Origin of the sequence: Alistipes montrealensis (assembly GCF_018362775.1) — a bacterium.
Taxonomy (GTDB): Bacteria; Bacteroidota; Bacteroidia; order Bacteroidales; family Rikenellaceae; genus Alistipes; species Alistipes montrealensis.
This window is the reverse complement of the sequence record NZ_JAGYXY010000005.1, coordinates 147628-165178: the sequence shown is the minus strand read 5'-3', so window position 1 is coordinate 165178 and position 17551 is coordinate 147628. Positions and strand designations below refer to the sequence as shown.

Annotated in this window: 12 protein-coding genes; 7 read left to right on the top strand and 5 right to left on the bottom strand. The window is 52.2% G+C overall.

What is annotated here, in order from left to right:
• Window positions 1-319 precede the first annotated feature (319 nt).
• Both KG007_RS11495 and KG007_RS11490 read right to left on the bottom strand, forming a co-directional pair.
• Window positions 320-3067, bottom strand: a complete 2748-nt coding sequence (locus tag KG007_RS11495; protein WP_213348995.1) for a PAS domain-containing hybrid sensor histidine kinase/response regulator — start codon at window positions 3065-3067, stop codon at window positions 320-322.
• Window positions 3068-3071: 4 nt separating this feature from the next.
• Complete coding sequence (locus KG007_RS11490; protein ID WP_249413328.1) at window positions 3072-4571, bottom strand: sensor histidine kinase; 1500 nt, start codon at window positions 4569-4571, stop codon at window positions 3072-3074.
• A 459-nt stretch (window positions 4572-5030) separates the two neighbouring features.
• Between KG007_RS11490 and KG007_RS11485 the strand changes: the two genes are divergently transcribed.
• The 5 genes from KG007_RS11485 to KG007_RS11465 all read left to right on the top strand — a co-directional run bounded on the left by KG007_RS11485 (window position 5031) and on the right by KG007_RS11465 (window position 12166).
• Window positions 5031-5711, top strand: a complete 681-nt coding sequence (locus KG007_RS11485; RefSeq protein WP_317194939.1) for an AraC family transcriptional regulator — start codon at window positions 5031-5033, stop codon at window positions 5709-5711.
• A 199-nt stretch (window positions 5712-5910) separates the two neighbouring features.
• Window positions 5911-7932 (top strand): LruC domain-containing protein, encoded by a 2022-nt coding sequence (locus KG007_RS11480; protein ID WP_213348990.1) that lies wholly within the window; start codon window positions 5911-5913, stop codon window positions 7930-7932.
• Between the two features lie 977 nt (window positions 7933-8909).
• Entirely contained in the window at window positions 8910-9929 is a 1020-nt protein-coding gene (locus tag KG007_RS11475) for a DUF1848 domain-containing protein (protein ID WP_213348988.1), read from the top strand.
• Window position 9930: 1 nt separating this feature from the next.
• Window positions 9931-10758, top strand: coding sequence for a class I SAM-dependent methyltransferase (locus KG007_RS11470; protein ID WP_213348986.1), 828 nt, complete (start codon window positions 9931-9933; stop codon window positions 10756-10758).
• 535 nt (window positions 10759-11293) lie between these two features.
• A complete protein-coding gene (locus KG007_RS11465) occupies window positions 11294-12166 on the top strand; it encodes an enoyl-ACP reductase FabI (RefSeq protein ID WP_213348984.1) in 873 nt (290 codons plus the stop codon).
• A 51-nt stretch (window positions 12167-12217) separates the two neighbouring features.
• Here KG007_RS11465 and KG007_RS11460 read toward each other — a convergent pair whose 3' ends face one another.
• The 3 genes from KG007_RS11460 to KG007_RS11450 are packed head-to-tail and all read right to left on the bottom strand — an operon-like array spanning window position 12218 to window position 15145.
• Window positions 12218-13360, bottom strand: a complete 1143-nt coding sequence (locus KG007_RS11460; protein WP_213348982.1) for a cytochrome d ubiquinol oxidase subunit II — start codon at window positions 13358-13360, stop codon at window positions 12218-12220.
• A 3-nt stretch (window positions 13361-13363) separates the two neighbouring features.
• The gene (locus tag KG007_RS11455; protein WP_195458690.1) at window positions 13364-14929 is read right to left on the bottom strand and encodes a cytochrome ubiquinol oxidase subunit I; all 1566 of its coding nucleotides are present in this window, start codon (window positions 14927-14929) and stop codon (window positions 13364-13366) included.
• 9 nt (window positions 14930-14938) lie between these two features.
• Window positions 14939-15145 (bottom strand): DUF4492 domain-containing protein, encoded by a 207-nt coding sequence (locus tag KG007_RS11450; protein ID WP_195458689.1) that lies wholly within the window; start codon window positions 15143-15145, stop codon window positions 14939-14941.
• 274 nt (window positions 15146-15419) lie between these two features.
• On the opposite strand from KG007_RS11450, the gene KG007_RS11445 reads away from it, so the two are divergent.
• Together KG007_RS11445 and KG007_RS11440 are read left to right on the top strand one after the other, a co-directional pair.
• Complete coding sequence (locus KG007_RS11445; protein WP_213348980.1) at window positions 15420-16859, top strand: Na+/H+ antiporter NhaC family protein; 1440 nt, start codon at window positions 15420-15422, stop codon at window positions 16857-16859.
• Window positions 16856-17506, top strand: coding sequence for an HAD family hydrolase (locus tag KG007_RS11440; protein WP_213348978.1), 651 nt, complete (start codon window positions 16856-16858; stop codon window positions 17504-17506). The genes KG007_RS11445 and KG007_RS11440 overlap by 4 nt, the downstream gene beginning before the upstream one ends.
• The last annotated feature ends 45 nt before the right edge of the window (window positions 17507-17551 follow it).

Sequence of the window (17551 nt, the reverse complement as noted above, 5' to 3'; positions counted from 1 at the left end):
ACAGCAGGCCGGTGCGCAGGCCGACTACCACACCATAGACGAACAACAGTGAAAGAAATAGGCAAGATATACCACAAAATTTGAGAGCAATAAATGCCATAAAAATACATGGTACAAAATATATGGCTTGTGTGTTTGATTTTGAGAAAGTATATGGAGATTATGGTAGAAATTTTATTGAAGTTCATCATGTTAAACCTTTATACGATTTAGGGAACGAAGAGGGACAGAGCCTGCTCCCGGAATTTACGATATATCGGGCTGTTTTAAAACGTTCTTTATTTAAGTACACAGAATAGTCCACAGCCGATTTTGACCGTCAATCCATTTTACCCGGACACAGTTCCGAGATTTTCTGCTTCAGATTATCCGCGTTAACCGGCTTGGGCAAACAACCGTCAAAGCCGCAGGAAAGGATCCGGCGCATATCTTCAGGATAAGCAAAAGCCGTTACGGCCACGATCGGTATGTCGGGCGATAATTTCCGGATGGCGGCAGTTGCTTCGTAACCGTCCATTTCCGGCATCTTGATATCCATTAAGATCATGCACGGACGATGCTTTTTAAACAAATCGATGGCTTCGCGTCCGTTCCAGGCGTGCAGCAGCGTATATTGTTTTTTGAGCATCGCTTCCAGAAGTTTGTAGTTTGCCGGATCGTCTTCGGCGATCAGCAGGATTGCCTCTCCGGTTTCCGGGCAGGGAACTTTGGGGGTTATTTCGGCAGGATCCGCCGCGGAACCCAGGGCCGAAATGCTTCTTGAAGGCAGCAGGAACCAGAATGTGGAGCCTTGCCCTTCGGCCGATAAGACGCCGATTTCACCGCCCAGCCGTTCGATGATGCTCTTGCTTATGGCAAGGCCAAGTCCCGTGCCTTTGGCTTTAGGATCGAGTTTGGTGAAACGGTCGAATACGCAATTTGTCATGCCGGGAGCGATGCCGCATCCCGTATCCTCGACATAAAAATACCAGCGTCCGTCGTGATGCTTCCTGTATCCGAAATGAATATGTCCCTTTTGTGTGAACTTCGCCGCATTGTTAATGAAATTATGGAGTACCTGCAAAAGACGCCCGCGGTCGGTATGGATCGTACAGCCTGTCTCCTGGTGTGTGCAGGCCACTTCGATGCCGGGTCTGTCCACCTTCAGTCGGGCAGTCTGTTCCAATTCGTTCATAATCCCGTTCAGGTCATGGTCCGCAAAGGTGAATTCCAGCGTTCCGGCTTCGATCTTGGACAGGTCGAGGATATCCCCTACGAGCTGCAACAGCAGGGAATTGCTGTTCCGGATAATACTGAGGTACTCCTGTTTTTCGGATTCTTCTTCCGACTCCGCCAGCAGTTCGGAGAAGCCTACGATCGCATTCAACGGGGTGCGTATTTCGTGGCTCATGTTGGCCAGGAAAGCGCTTTTGAGCGTGTTGCTGCGCTCCGCCTCGTCTTTGGCTTCACGCAGGGATTCTTCCAGGTGTTTCTGGGCCGTGACCACACGGGCCGAGCCGATCAGTTGCCGGGGTTTAACGCCGGTTCCTGATCTGAAAATATTACTCAAAGTCTCTACCCATTCGTATTCCCGATCATTGTACCAGTGTATCGGATACACTTCGTGGAACTCCGATATGCGGCCTTCGATAAGGTCGTCGAACTGATCGATGGCATGTGTCCTGTAATCGGGGGCTATCCGGGCGAAAAACTCGTCGAAGGAAAGGGTGAATTCTCCGTTCTCATCGGGCCCGGCAGCCTCTTCTGAATGGTAAATGTCGTATTTGCAGGAGAACTTCCCCGTCGCCAGGTCCCCCTTCCAAGGGACTATTTGCGCGATGCTCAGCACTGAGTAGAGCATGGCATTTTTTTCATCCAACTCTTCCATGGCCCGTCTGAGGGCCAGTTCTGTCGTTTTCTGTTCGGTAACGCGCTGCGCCGAGCCGATCAATGCAACAGGGCGCCCGTCGGCATCGCGCCGGGCCACACTGCTCTGCACCTGCACCCATTCCCATTCCCGGTCGTTGAACCAATGCACACGGTACGTATCGCAGAATTCGTCACGCTCGTCCCGGGATAAATCTTCGATCATTTTTACCGCGTCTTTCCGGTAGTCGGGATGGACACCGGCAAAATAGCGGTCCATCGGGATCACATAGCGTCCCTGGGCGTCGGGAGCTTCCGCGTTTTCGTGGTGATAACCGTTGTAATCACAATAAAAAATCTTTTTTTCGAGGTCGCACTCCCACGGAATGACATTCGCCAGACTCAGGACCGAAGAAAGAATCATGTTCTTGGAGGCGAGTTCATGCTTGGCCTGCAACAGCGACGCCTGGGTCTGGGTCAGTTCGGAGATGTCGAGCACGCTGTTCATAATCAGGTTTTCACCGCCGAACTCAAACTGGGTGCGCGTAACCATGAACGTATGTTCGTTCCCGTCGACGGTCATGTGTTTTTCAATGCCCCGATACTGCTTTTCATGGCCTTCGAACAACCTGCGGTCGAGTGCCTGCACTTCCCGGGCCATCGCTTCAGTCATAAAAAGCTCTTCCGTGCCTCCGATCATCTCGGCCGTCGTGTGCCCGAATATCTCCGCCTTTTTACTCCAGTAGACGTAGCGCCCGGTATCCATACTCTTGACAGCAATGGGAATGGCTATGTTGTCCAGCACCTCGGCAAAAAAGCGGTGCAGGTGCTGCGATTCGATTCGGGTAACGAATTCTTTGTCGATAGTCCGCAGTTGAATCAGGATATGATCCGTTTTCAGATAAAGCAGGGATGCTTCGTAATGATACGGTTTGCCGTCATCGTTGCCCGAACGGCTGAATACGAACCGGGACGATCGTTTGGTGCGTATCACGCTCTGAATCTGTTCATAGCCGATGTCGATCACATTTTTCAGACCCTTTTCCGTCAGGCGGCGGCCGATCAGCATTGGGGCATCTTTTGCCGAGACGATTTCTGGTTTGGGATGGATAATATCCAGTACAGTCCCATCACCGTCGCAGAGAATCAGCATATCGGGTATCGCTTCACAGATGACGTTCCGAAGATTGGCTATTTTAGGGAGGGTCGCAGTGCTGCTCATAAATTTACACGTTTTTTATCCTGTTAACAGGCAGTTTCAGCGTAAAACGGGCTCCCGTTTTAGGCCGGGACGAAACGCTGATCGTTCCTCCCAGACGCTCGATAATGGTTCGGCAGATCGACAGGCCCAGCCCGGCGCCCTGTGTGAAATTATCCACCTTGTAGAAGCGCTCGAAAATCCGTTCGGTCTGATCGGCCGGGATGCCGCAACCGGTGTCAGCCACAAATATCCTGACGCTTTCCCCGTCGCTCGAAAACGAATAACCCAAATCGATGTGCCCTCGGGATGTAAATTTGACCGAATTGTCCACCAGGTGCTCCACTACCTGCCGCAGGCGGATGGTGTCGGTCGTGATCCTGATGTCATCCGGCGGAAGCAGCAGGTTGAAATCGACACTCCGGGGGATGGAGCCGGTTTTTCGGAGGTAAATGTCCCGTAACAACTGTCCCAGGGCATATTCCGCGAAGCTGTATTCGATCGATTCCGATTCGATGCGGGAGAGGTCGAGGATATCCGATACCAGTGTGAGCAGGTGGTCGCAGTTCCTGCTGATCAGCGCCGCGTATTCCCGCGCTTCCTCGCTGTCCGGTTCGGCCTCTCCGCCTGCGAGCAGGTTCGAGAAACCGACGATCGCATTCAGGGGCGTGCGGATCTCGTGGCTCATATTGGCGATGAATGCGCTTTTGAGCTTATCGCTCTGCTCCGCTTTATTCTTGGCGTCGGTCAATGCTTGTTCGATATCCTTATGCGCCTGTGCGCTCATGCAGATACCCACGATCCGGTAGGGTTTGCCGTTCACTTCGCCCAGATACGTCGACTGCGCTTCGAACCATTCGTAGGTATCGTCGCCGCGGCGCAGCCGGAACGAAACCCGATAGGGGTAATGCTCTCCGTTGAGCTGCATGGCCAGGGCGTCGAAAACACCTTGCCGATCCTCGGGATGAAGCCGTGAGGAATACTCTTCCATGGTCATCGTACCGTCTTCGGTGGGAATCCCCGTATATTCGTAATACCGCGGATCGATCACCATGGCCCCGAGTCCGAAATCATAAAACCACGGAAAGATTCCGCTCGTCCTGAGCGCCATCTCCACCATGGAATCATTCGTCATTTCATCCGCCACATTGCGGAATGAGAACATGAAATTGCCGCCGTCCAGACGCGAGATCGTCCCCGTGATAAAAAACACGGTTTTCCCGTCGTCGGTGCTGAGAATGGCGTCTTTGGGAACGGACATTTTCCCGATTGCAGGATCGGTGAATGCTGCGACGATATCCGGCAGAATATTTTTATTATGAAATGTGACCGATATCAGTTCCGTGAGTTTGCGGCCTGTAATCTCCTCTGTCAGACGCAGGTCTGCGCGGGCCGGTTCGTTTGTCCGAAATACGGCGCCTTCGCTGTCGAAAAACACAACGCTGCTCTGCAATCCGTCCAGCAGGTCGTCCGGGATATTTTGGATGTTCTTTCGGCGCTCCTCTTCTTGCATCGCGTCCGTTTCCATATTTTCGGGGTATGTAGTCGCCGCACACATAATAACTGGTTTTGCTCGGAAATATCGTTATATTCAAGCCTCTGCAGAGTCGGAACGTTACACTTTACCGACTTTAAGTGTGCTAAAATTAATGCAAAACCGCATTTTATTTACCATTCGGTCGATTATTGCTTTTAACCGGCGAAATCACGGCAGAAATATTGCAAAAACAGCTATTATCTTTGCACACGATAAGATACGCTTATAGAGGCAATGGCTACAGAAAAGAAAACAGACCGGTTTGAAACCGGACCTGCGGCGTCCGGCAGGAAGTTCGGAATCGAAGCCGAGTTCAGTATTCATACGGAACTTGAGGCTTTGCCGATATCCGGGTGTCCGGCCTACCTGCAAGAGGTGATCGGCGGTGTCTGCGTATCGGGCTCAGCTATTATAACTGTTTTCAACAGGAGGTTTACGCTCCAGCAGGGGATGGTTTTTCTCCTGCTTCCCTGGCAGCTCGCATCGATCCGGGAGATCAGCGGTGATTTCCGCATCACGTTCTTCCGAACGTCGGAGGAGATGTTCACCGACAGCCTCAGTTCCCTGTGGAGAGTTACGCCCGATTTCTTTTTCTTTATGGGCAAACATGTCGCATCGGATCCTGCTCCCGATAATATCAGACGTTTTCAGAACTATTGCGACCTGCTGGAATATCGGGCCAGGTTCGTGCCGGAGGAGTTTCGCAGGGAGTCGATCATGCAGCTGCTGAGGGTCTTTTTCTGGGACCGCTACATTTTTTATGTCACCGAACCGGATTCGCACAGCCACAAATTCCAGTATACACGCAAGGAGGAGTTCGCTTATCGGTTCCTGCACATGGTCCTTGAGGATCACTCCCCGGATAAGGATGTGGCCTACTATGCCGAGAAACTGGGCGTTTCCCCGAAATACCTGACCACGCTGATCCGGAGTATCAGCGGACATTCGGCCCGCGACTGGATCGTCCGCTATATGCTCATCGAGATCAAATCGTTGCTGCGTGAATCGTCGATGGACCTGAAATTGATCGCCGCGCGGCTCCGGTTCCCGGACCAGTCGACCTTGAGCCGTTTCTTTCGCCATTACACCGGAATGACTCCTTCCCAATACCGTAAAAAAATCTTTTTCTGATCGCGCCCGATATTCACCCGGATTTCGGCCTCTTTTCGGCAAAAAATGCTCGGGTTTCACTATTTCATGGCAATAATTTACCGGATAATTATTCATCGGATTATTGCATTTATTTTTGTGTCGGTAAATAATATTTTATATCGCACCCTGTCCGAAAAACCGGATGACGTTGCGATATAGACAACAGACAATAACAGCCATGAAAAAAAGACGAAACTTATGCTTGTTGCTATCGGCAACCGTAGCATTTACGGCATTGCTAACCGGGTGTATCAAACATCCGGATGCAGGCCCCGACATCCCGAAACCGGGCGAAGGTACTTTCGATTACGCCACGACGGTCAATATTCCGCTTTCGGTGGATTATTCCAGGAAGGGGAACAAAGCCCTTTTCGAGGTCTACACGGAAAACCCGCTGGGGAAATCGGCAGACGGAACAACGGTCAAAAAAGAGGATGTCCAGTCGATCCTGAAGGCCTACACCGACGACAACTCCAGGTATGCAGGTGTGGTCAATCTTCCGACGGCTGCCGACAAGGTGTGGCTGTACAGCGAATCCTACGGCCTGCCCACCTGCGTGGAAACGGAAGTGACCGCATCGGGCATTTCGTTCGAGTTGAATGCTTTTCTGAAAAAACTGGAATCCGAGGCGCAGCAGGCGGATAAAACGACGGCAGCATCGGCCTCTTCGACACGCGGCGGATCGACTCCGGAGAATGTATTTAACATCCAGACATCCCTGGGAGGTTACGACAGAAACGGCAAGCCCGACTATCTCGAAGCAGCCCTTGCCGAAGTTCCCGAAGGCTTGATGAACCGCATCCAGCATGTCCTGCTCCCCGGTACGAACAATTCCCAATATGCCAAACCGGCCGAACTGGTCAATATCAAACTGACGAAAGACGCCTCCCTGACGCTGGTATTCCTCTCCGAACTGGCCCAGTGGACCAATTCCATCGGATACTATTGCTACGACACGAAGAATCCGCCCACGACCCTGGACGCGTTCCTCGATCTGCCCAAGTATGTCGTGTTCCCGAACTGTTCGATGTACAACAGCAGCGAGGACCTTATGTCGGGTTATTTCCCGCCCATGCAACCCGGAATGCAGGTGAAACTGAAATATTACGGTAAAGACGGCCAGCCCTCGGACAAATTCCCGGCAGGCATTACGGTCGGCTGGTTCATTATGCCCAAGGGGTTCAACGTCGGCTGGAGCCGAATCGTAAATCCCACGAACTTTGCCGGATTCAAATGCTCGAACAGCATTTTCAACAATATGTATGGTCCGGAGCAGCGCGTCTGTGTAAGTCTTTATGACACGAAAAGCACCAAGACGGTCATCGGCTTCGAGGACGGCGCGGATAATGACTACAAGGATGTGATGTTCTATCTGGAATCCGATCCCGGGGACGCCATCGTCGATCCGGACCGGCCGGTGATCGATCCCGGTGAGGAGGAGTATCCGCCCGTGGTGGGTGATCCGCTCGAAGGGACGCTGGCTTTCGAAGACCTGTGGCCCAGCCAGGGCGACTACGACATGAACGACGTAGTGGTAGCTTATAAGACGACCTTTACGACGGACAAAAACAACAAACTGATCGCCATCGAGGATGTGTTCACTCCGCTGCACGATGGCGGCACTCTGAACAATGCGTTCGGATACCAGTTGGATATACCGGCGACAGCCGTCAAGAGCGTGACCGTGGATAAGAATACCTCTTCGGCACTGACTGCAAACGGACTCGAAACCAAGCAGGACAAAGCCGTGGTCATGCTCTTCGACAACATCGACGATGCTCTGAAACAAGGACCGATTACGGTTACCATGGAGCTGGACGGAAGCATTTCGATGGACAAGGCAACCCGAAAGACTTTGTACAATCCGTTTATCTGCGTGAGCAACGGCAAGGAGGGGTTCACCCCGGGCGCCGTTCGCAAAGAGGTTCACCTGACCAATTACGTCCCCACGACATTGGCCGACCTTACTGGTTTCGCAACCAGCGACGACAAGAGCACGGTAGATAAGGGCGGCAATCTCGTCGGACCGTATTATTACGTGACCTCCGACCTGCATCCCTTCGCCATCGACCTGCCGATAACCGACTACCGGATTCCGGCGGAAAACGTCAAAATCGACGATTGCTATCCCGACTTTGCCGGATGGGTTACCAGCAACGGCGAAAAGAACAAGGAGTGGTATCTCAAACCCGCAAAATAGGACAGCCTCGACTTCAACTAAATACCGGATTCAGTTTTGAGGAAGCCTGCCGTTTTACGGCGGGCTTCTTTGTTATATCGCTCCGATCTGCTGTTATGTATAATGAAAGGCGTGAAATTGGCTTCCACATCGTGTTTTGTAAGGACATAAATATTCAGATAGGGCGCGCTGTGTCCGATGTTTGGTAGCTTCATTTTGAGATAGCGTTTGGCATCATACCAAATTATAGCGTGATTTGCTTTCGACGATCACAAGCAGATCGTAGCATACCGTTTCGCTGCGGGGTGTCCCGCTCGCCTGCAAGCCGAACAAAACGATAAAGGCGGGGGCTAACAGTTCCCGCAGGCATTCGGCAATCCGGGCGGCTTCGCAGGATCGTAGAGCAAACGGGATTCAGGAGTTTGTTCCGACGCGGGAATGGATTGCGGTTCGGGTTGGGGGTTTTCGGGGGCTATGGGTTGTACAGACGGGTCCTGTGCAGGGCTTTGATTCATTTCCATATTGTTGATTGTTAGAAATTTGAAATATTGAGAACTATCCTTATCGTGCGCAGGGCACAACAAAGAGAATAAAGAACTGGTTGGCAATCGCTTGCTAATCCGGCTGGTGAAAATGGAAACGAATCGGGAGGTTGCACGGCGGGAACCGCCTGTGGGTCTGGGCCTGTTGGCCTGCACTGCCGGAGCGAGTGTCTTATGTAGTGTTTGTCATAAAATAAAAAGAGGTAACGCAGGTGACAAACACTACACAGACTTAACTGACGTATGTTTACCGTTCGCGGGATTACTTCCCAACGGCGCTGCACTATCAAGCTCTAATATTTAGTGGCTTGTATGCGGGAATAAAAATATTATAGTGTTTGTCAAGGGCAAAGATAAGAATTATTCTTTATTTTATCTCAATATACACAACAAGCACAATAAAATTCAGATATCTTATTCTATATTTTATTATTTTTACAGAAAATATTTGAAACAATGGTTTGGGAGTCGCTTGATATTATAAATGATAAGGGTGAGAAAGTTAAAGCAATTGCCCCTGTAATTGTATCTGCAAGTAGATCGACAGATATTCCGGCTTTTTATGCCGATTGGTTTTTCAATCGTTTGAAAGTGGGATATTCTGCATGGATAAACCCCTTTAATGGAACCAAATCCTATATCTCCTATAAGAACGCTCGACTGATCGTGTTTTGGTCAAAAAATCCGAAACCATTACTTAAACATCTTGATAAACTTAATGATTTCAACATTAATAGTTATATCCAATTCACATTAAATGACTACTTAAAAGATAAACAAGAATTAGGCGTTCCCCCATTGGATCAAAGAATTGAAACCTTTATTAAACTATCAGAAAAACTTGGCAAAGGGAAAGTTATATGGCGATTTGATCCGCTATTCTTAACTGATAGACTCTCTGTTGATGATTTATTGAAAAAGATAGAACATATTGGAAATCAGCTATATCTACATAATGAGCATCTTGTTATAAGTTTTATTGACATAGGTATTTATAAAAAGGTTGCCGCAAATTTATCTAAGATAAAAACAGGAATACGTGAATTTACATCTTCAGAAATGATTGATTTCGCTTCCGGACTATTTCGCTTAAACCAAAAATGGGGGTTTTCAATAGGTACTTGTGCCGAAAAGATAGACCTTGATTCTTTCGACATACATCATAATAAGTGTATTGATGAGCAACTTATCATAAAACATTTTTCACAAGATAAAAAGCTAATGGATTTCCTTGGGATAAAATTCCAGATGCCGGATATATTTAGCAATGAAAGTCAAATTTGTCTAAATAAATCTATTAAAGATAAAGGACAGCGTGAATTCTGCGGTTGTATAATTAGTAAAGATATCGGACAATATAACACCTGTCCTCACCTTTGCGAATATTGCTATGCGAATAATTCCAAAGAATTGGCTCAAAGCAATTATAAACACTATTTGGAAAATCCTTTTTCAGAAACTATAACCGGATTGTAAGATGAATTTTGACTTTTCAACTATTGCTATGACTATTGCAAAAGGGAGACCGATTATTACATCACAAGAAGAATACCTATCTGCAATTGATAGATTGGTTAATCCTACATTCTCAGAAGTAAGAGAACTTGCTAAATCCTATTATATGAATATGGATCAGTCAACAGCAAATGCAGCCCATCGAGCCATTGGTGGTGGCAAAGTCATTATTAGTACAATCGAACAATGTGCTGCATATTTTTTTTGGTTTGGGAAAAAACATATAACAAATATTTCTAAATTATATAATAATTTACCGGAAGATTTATTTACAGAAGATCAAGAGATTGATTTAATAGATTGGGGATGTGGGCAAGGACTTGCAACGATGCTTTTATGTGATTTTATAGAAGAGAAAAGGACTACTATCAAGACTGTCACTTTGATTGATCCATCAAGTGTTGCATTAGAACGAGCAGAGATATATGTGAAGAAATTTTTACCCGATGCTACGGTGGTGAGTATTAGTCAAAACTTTGAAACGATAAGCGAGAAACAATTTGCACATTGCTCATGCACAACGCATATTCATTTATTTGCAAATATTATTGACGTGCCAGAGATCAACCTTCCCGTTTTAATATCACTTATACAATCAATTTGTGTTGAAAAAAATTATTTTTTATGTATGAATCCAGCATACCAAGGGGATCTGCGGCATTGCCAAATGGAATGTCAGCGTGTTTGTAGATTCAACTATTTTATAACCTCCCTCAAGGGTAAGATAATTAAATATTACTGTGACTATCCCGCTTCTACTGGAATACAATTCAGTATAGTTAGCAAATAATCATGCATCTATTTACATATCCCTCAAAAATATATTATCTTTGTACTAACCAAGTGCAACACAGGGTAAAGCGATGCAAATCGGCTGTGGGCTATTCGGTGTACTAAAAAAAGGACTGTTTTACAACAGACTGATATCCGGCGGTTTTCGGGAAAGGTTCTGTTTCCTTTCCTTCCGCAAAACAGGAGGACCGGGTTGCAAATCTGATTTGCAACCCGGTTTTTTCCCATGTGCTGGATTGGTCCGGGGCAGGGCGATCGGGACGGCGGCAGGGATTTACCCGGTTGCTGGAAAACGTTCGTCGGCGTATGGGGTACAGGAGTTGGAGAGGGGGACAATAATAAATAGGATCGGGGGCCGGGTTTTATGGCGGGACGACGTAGTTTTTCAAAAAAACATAAAATGCGTTCCAGCCGATGCTGAAAGCCCGCTTTTTCGTATTTCGGAGGGCTTGTTTCCTGTGGCGAAAGAGCCGATTGGTGTCCCAATTCAAAAATAATTGTTATATTTGTCCGAATTTTTAAACTAAAATACGATGGCATACAATTTATTGAAAGGAAAGAAAGGCCTGATTTTCGGAGCACTCAACGAGCAGTCGATCGCCTGGAAAGTGGCGGAACGCGCCGTGGAAGAGGGAGCCGAAATCGTCCTGACGAATACTGCCGTATCTATCCGCATGGGAACCATCGGCGAACTGGCCGAAAAATGCAATACGATCGTCGTTCCGGCTGACGCTACGAGCGTCGAAGACCTGGAAAACCTGATTGACAAGACTATGGAGCATTTCGGGGGTAAGTTCGACTTCATGCTTCACTCGATCGGCATGTCGCCCAACGTCCGCAAGGGCCGTACGTACGACGATCTGGACTACGATTACCTCTCGAAGACACTCGACATCTCGGCTATCTCGTTCCACAAGGCTATTCAGGTAGCCCGCAAGAAGGACGCTATCAACGACTGGGGTTCGATTGTGGCCCTTTCGTACATTGCCGCTCAGCGTACGCTTTACGGTTACAACGATATGGCCGATGCCAAAGCGTTGTTGGAGTCGATTGCGCGCAGTTTCGGCTACATCTACGGCCGCGAGAAGAACGTGCGTATCAATACCGTATCGCAGTCGCCGACGCCGACCACGGCCGGAAGCGGCGTGCTGGGGCTGGGCGACCTGATGGGTTTTGCCGAGAACATGTCGCCGCTGGGCAACGCCACGGCGGAGGATTGTGCGGACTATGTGCTGACGCTGTTTTCGGACCTCACGCGCAAGGTCACGATGCAGAACCTCTACCACGACGGCGGTTTCTCGTCGATGGGTATGTCGCGTCGTGCGATGAAGACCTACGAGAAGGGCATGCGTTTCGAGGACGTGCACCAGAACCAATTTCCGTTCGGAGACAAGGAAGAAGAATAGGCGGAAACGGATATATAGAAAAGCGGGGGCCTTGGCTCCCGCTTTTGCGTCTTAATATTGATGGTCGTCGCCGCGAATTTCCTCGCGGGTGATCGCTTGGCGGTTCATGGCCCGCCAGGCGTACCAGATGTAAGCCGCGACCAGCGGGACGAAGAGCGATACCCAGGCCATCGTCTTGAGCGTGAAGAGGCTCGATGAGGAGTTGTAGATCGTCAGCGACGACTGCATGTCCGTGAGCGAGGGGTAGTAGGCGGTGTTGTTCCATCCGGCCAGCAGCAGCAGAGACAGCACGGTGAGGACCGTGCCGACGCCCCCGAACCAGATGGCATGCCGGTTCGAGCGCCAGCCCAGCCAGACGCTCCACAGCACCGAGACCACGCCGATAAGCAGTACGGCCGTGACGTAGGGCATTTCCAGCAGGTTGTGAAGGTATTTGTAGGGTTCGACGGAGATTCGGCCCGCGGCGTCGACCGACCAGCCGTCGGCGAGGATTAATGCGACGAGCCATGCTACGAAGCATGCTACGAAGAGCACGGCGAACGTGCGCATGCGGCGTGCGGCGCGCCGGAAAATTACTTCGTCGTCGATGTTGTTCATGAAATACTGGCAGGCGAGCGTCATGGCCAGCAGCACGACTGCTATGCCCAGCAGGACGTTGCGCCATTCGGCGACGGCTTCCAGCCCGTGCCACGGCGTCGCCCACTGCGAGATGACCGCCGCACCGCCCTGGTTGGCGAGGTTGAGGCGGTCGACGGTAAATTCCGCCCCTGTGAAGAAGGTTCCGACGGCGGTTCCGATCAGCAGCGGCCCCAGTACGCCGTTGATCAAAAGGAATGCATTGAAGGTCTTCTCGCCGAAAACATTGGCGGGTTTGCGGCGGTATTCGTAAGCCACGGCCTGCAGGACGAAGCAGAACAGGATGGCCATCCAGACGTAGAACGCCCCGCCGAACGACGTGGAGTAGAAGAGCGGGAACGAGGCGAAGAATGCGCCGCCGAATGTCACGAGCGTCGTGAAGGTGAACTCCCACTTGCGGCCCAGCGAGTTGACGAGCATGTTGCGTTCCTCCTCCGTGCGGCCGATGTTGTAGAGCAACGCCTGTCCGCCCTGCACGAACATCAGGAAAACCAGGATGGCTCCCAGCAGGGAGATGATCAGCCACCAATAATGTTGGAGTAATGTTATCGTATCCATGGTTTAGTCGTTTTTAGGTCCTATTTTGATCTGCCGGAACATGATGCTCAGTTCGGCGATGAGCAGTGCGGTGAACAGCACGAGGAAGAGGAAGAAGGTTGTGGAAACCGATCCGCTGGGGATTTTCGAGGCCGCGACGCCTACGGGCATCAGATCCTGGATGGCCCACGGCTGACGGCCGACTTCGGCCACGATCCAGCCTGCCTGCGAAGCGAGGTAGGCCAGCGGAATGGACCATACGGCGATCCACAGCAGCCAGCGTTTGCCGGAAAGCCGGTCTTTGCGGTTGAACCACCATATGAGGCCCAGCAGCAGGATGAAGAAACAGCCGGCGCCGACCATCACGCGGAACGAATAGAACAGCAGCGGCACGTTGGGCACGATCTGCTGCGGGGAGTCGAGGTAGCCGTAGCCGAAGTAGGCGAAATGATCGCGCAGGAACGCTTCGCCCTCGGGTGTCGAACGGTCGAACTTGGCTTCGATTTCGGCGATCGCCGCCGTATCGCCTGTCTCGCGGGCCGTCCGGTAACGGCCCAGTTCGTCGACGGCCACGCGCCCCCGTTCGATCTTCTCCCCGGCCGACAGGATGCCGTATTCTTCGTTGCCGTAGACCAGGTCGTTGATGCCCGGCACGAATGCGTCGGCGTCGCGGAAGCTCATCAGCGATAGCAGTTTGGGGATGTCGATCTTGAAATAGAAAGCGTCGTCGTTGTTGGTGCGCTGCTGCTCGGGGCGCAGAACCCCGACGGCGGTGAGCGGCGCGCCCTGCTGGCCCTCGTAGAGGGCTTCCATGGCCGCCAGTTTCATGGGTTGCACGCGAGCCACGATGGAACCTGACTTGTCGCCCGTGAACGCCGTGACCAGTGCGAAGACGAATCCGAAGGCCGAGGCGATGGCGATGCTCTTGCGGGCCATTTTCTGCTCGCGTCCCCGCAGCAGATACCAGGCCGAGACGCCCACGACGAACAGGGCAGCCAGTACGAACGACGAAGTGACGGTGTGGAAGAATTTGTTGACCGCGACGGGTGACAGCGCCACGGCCGAGAACGAGGTCATTTCGTTGCGCACGGTTTCGAGGTTGAAGTCGCAGCCCACGGGGTACTGCATCCACGAGTTGGCCACCAGAATCCACCAGGCCGAGAGGTTGGCGCCGACGGCCGTGAGCCATGTAGCCGTGAGGTGGAAACCCCGGCTCACCTTGCGCCAGCCGAAGAACATCACGGCGATGAAGGTCGATTCGAGGAAGAAGGCGAAGATGCCTTCGATGGCCAGCGGGGCGCCGAAAATGTCGCCCACGAAGTGGGAGTAGTTGGACCAGTTGGTTCCGAACTCGAATTCGAGAATCAGCCCCGTGGCGACGCCGATGGCGAAGTTGATGCCGAACAGGCGCATCCAGAATTTGGTCGTGCGCAGCCAGAATTGGTCGTTCGTGCGGACGTAGAGGGTCTCCATGATGGCGATCAGGACGCCCAGTCCGAGTGTCAGCGGGACGAACAGCCAGTGGTAGATAGCCGTCATGGCGAATTGCGCCCGCGACCAGTCGACGGTGGATAGGTAGTCGGAAATCATAAGGGTAGGTTAATTATCGGGGGTCAGGTTTTCCAGTACGTAGTCGGCCTTTTCGCCGGGGCTTTTGCCCGCGAGCAGGTCGGGGAAGAAGAAGACTTTCAGAACGGCGAACATGATGAAAAGTTTGATGAGGATGATGGCCCACAGGGTGCGTCCCACGGTCATTTCGCGGAATCCCTCGACGTAAAACCGGATCACTTTGCGGATCGTTTCCATCTTGCTGTGTTTTGGATGTTCTATCAAAGTTAAACAGAAAAAAGGAAATATGAAAGCCTCGGGCCCGAAAAAACACGCCGGGGGTATGATACGGCCGGAAACGGCTACCCGAAGGTGGAATTTTGCGGTTGCCGCGGTAAGGGTCTTGTGTCTTTTTGTTGCCGGAAAACACTGCAATACGACGGATGAAAACCGGGGTTTATCCTTTTTGCGGCCGAAAAGTCCGGGGAAAATTCGTACTTTTGTCCCCCGTAAAAGTCAATCGGGAAAAACGATGAAGGAAAATACCGAAAAACTGCCGTCGCCGTGGGTGTCGGCCATTCCGCTGGCGGTGCTCACGCTGCTGCTCTATGTGGTGATCCGGGCCTTCGGGGGCGATGCGATCAACGGCGGAAGCCAGATCGCCCTGCTGTCGGCCACGTCGGTCTGTGTGATGCTTGCAATCGGCGTTTACCGCTGCCGCTGGGCCGTACTGGAGGAGTCCATCATCGACAATATCCGCGCGTCGGCTTCGGCGATCGTCATCCTGCTGCTGATCGGCGCCATCGCGGGTACGTGGATGATTTCGGGCGTGGTTCCGACAATGATCTACTATGGGCTGCAAATCCTCCATCCGTCGTTTTTCCTCGTGGCCTCGTGTGCGATCTGCGCCGTAGTGTCGCTGATGACCGGAAGTTCGTGGACCACCATCGCTACGATCGGCGTCGCTCTGATGGGCATCGGCGAGGCGATGGGATTCCCCGAAGGGTGGGTTGCCGGAGCCATCATTTCGGGGGCCTATTTCGGCGACAAACTTTCGCTGCTGTCCGATACCACGGTGCTGGCCTCGTCGACGGTCGGCGTCAGCGTGTTTACCCATATCCGCTATATGCTTTACACCACCGTGCCGTCGATGCTCATCGCCCTGGGAGTTTTTACCGTCGCGGGTTTGGCGCTCGACCACGGGGCCGCAACGCATGCCGAACAGTATGCTGCGACGCTCGCCGCGACGTTCCGCATCTCGCCGTGGCTTTTGCTGGTCCCGCTGGCCACGGGAATACTCATCGCGAAAAAACTGCCGGCCATCGTGACGTTGTTCTGCGCCGTGGTCTTTGCCTGCGCGGCGATGCTCGCGGCCCAGCCCGAAATGGTGGTCCGGGTGGCGGGTGTCGAGGGGCTGGACTTCATGTCGGGGTTCAAGGGGGTGCTGATGACCTGCTTCGGGCCGACGGCCATCCCGACGGGAACGCCGCAACTGGATGAGCTGGTCGCTACGCGCGGCATGGCCGGGATGCTCAACACCGTGTGGCTGATTATTTGCGCCATGTGCTTCGGCGGGGTGATGACCGGCAGCGGCATGCTGCGTTCGCTGACGGTTATTTTCCTGCGGTTCGTGCGCCGCACCTTTTCGGCCGTGGCTTCCACGGTGGGCGCGGGAATCTTCTTCAACCTCTGCACCGCCGACCAGTATATCTCGATCATCCTTTCGGGGCGGCTTTTCAAGGAACTCTATGCCGAACGGGGGCTGGAGCCCCGGCTGCTGAGCCGTTCGGTGGAAGACTCGGCGACGGTCTGCTCGGTGCTCATCCCGTGGAACTCGTGCGGCATGACGCAGGCCACGGTGCTCGGGGTTTCGACCTTCGTTTATGCGCCCTATTGTATTTTTAATATCGTCTCCCCGCTGATGTCGCTGCTCGTCGCGGCTGTGGGGTGGAAAATAAAACGGAAAAAATGAATACCGAACTCGTCATCTTCGACCTCGACGGCACGCTGCTCGATACGATCGGGGACCTGGCTGTCGCATGCAACGCCGTGCTGGCCCTCAGGGGACTTCCGCAGCACTCCTACGAGGAATACTGTCATTTTGTCGGCAACGGCATCATGCGGCTGGTGGAACGGGCGCTGCCCGAACCGCTGCGCTCGCCCGAAAACGTCGCGCTCGTGCGGGCCGATTTCGTAAAATACTATACGGAGCATATCGACACCTATACAAAACCCTATTCGGGAATTCCCGGACTGCTCGCCGAACTGGCACGGCGGGGCGTACGGATGGCCGTAGCATCGAACAAGTTCCAGGCCGGAACCGAAAAGCTCGTCAGGCTGTTTTTCCCGGAGGTGGAGTTCGCGGCAGTCTTCGGCCAGCGGCCCGACGTGCCGCTGAAACCTTCGCCGGCAGTCGTTGAGGAAATTCTCGCGCTGACGGGTACGGCTAAAGAACGCGTGCTGTACGTCGGTGATTCGGGTGTGGATATCGAAACCGCGGCGGCTGCCGGAGTGCGCTCGGCAGGGGTGACGTGGGGTTTTCGCGACCGGGAGGAGCTCGTCGCAGCCGGGGCGCGGCATCTGGTCGACCGTCCTGACGAACTGTTGGAATTGCTATAAAATCCGGAAAAATTTGCAGAATCCGTTTTTACGCCTTACATTTGT

What these genes read in the sequence shown, in the direction of transcription:
- KG007_RS11495 (WP_213348995.1), bottom strand. Translation starts at nt 3,067, where the DNA reads ATGAGCAGCACTGCGACCCTCCCTAAAATAGCCAATCTTCGGAACGTC.
- KG007_RS11490 (WP_249413328.1), bottom strand. Translation starts at nt 4,571, where the DNA reads ATGGAAACGGACGCGATGCAAGAAGAGGAGCGCCGAAAGAACATCCAA.
- KG007_RS11485 (WP_317194939.1), top strand. Translation starts at nt 5,031, where the DNA reads ATGGTTTTTCTCCTGCTTCCCTGGCAGCTCGCATCGATCCGGGAGATC.
- KG007_RS11480 (WP_213348990.1), top strand. Translation starts at nt 5,911, where the DNA reads ATGAAAAAAAGACGAAACTTATGCTTGTTGCTATCGGCAACCGTAGCA.
- KG007_RS11475 (WP_213348988.1), top strand. Translation starts at nt 8,910, where the DNA reads ATGGTTTGGGAGTCGCTTGATATTATAAATGATAAGGGTGAGAAAGTT.
- KG007_RS11470 (WP_213348986.1), top strand. Translation starts at nt 9,931, where the DNA reads ATGAATTTTGACTTTTCAACTATTGCTATGACTATTGCAAAAGGGAGA.
- KG007_RS11465 (WP_213348984.1), top strand. Translation starts at nt 11,294, where the DNA reads ATGGCATACAATTTATTGAAAGGAAAGAAAGGCCTGATTTTCGGAGCA.
- KG007_RS11460 (WP_213348982.1), bottom strand. Translation starts at nt 13,360, where the DNA reads ATGGATACGATAACATTACTCCAACATTATTGGTGGCTGATCATCTCC.
- KG007_RS11455 (WP_195458690.1), bottom strand. Translation starts at nt 14,929, where the DNA reads ATGATTTCCGACTACCTATCCACCGTCGACTGGTCGCGGGCGCAATTC.
- KG007_RS11450 (WP_195458689.1), bottom strand. Translation starts at nt 15,145, where the DNA reads ATGGAAACGATCCGCAAAGTGATCCGGTTTTACGTCGAGGGATTCCGC.
- KG007_RS11445 (WP_213348980.1), top strand. Translation starts at nt 15,420, where the DNA reads ATGAAGGAAAATACCGAAAAACTGCCGTCGCCGTGGGTGTCGGCCATT.
- KG007_RS11440 (WP_213348978.1), top strand. Translation starts at nt 16,856, where the DNA reads ATGAATACCGAACTCGTCATCTTCGACCTCGACGGCACGCTGCTCGAT.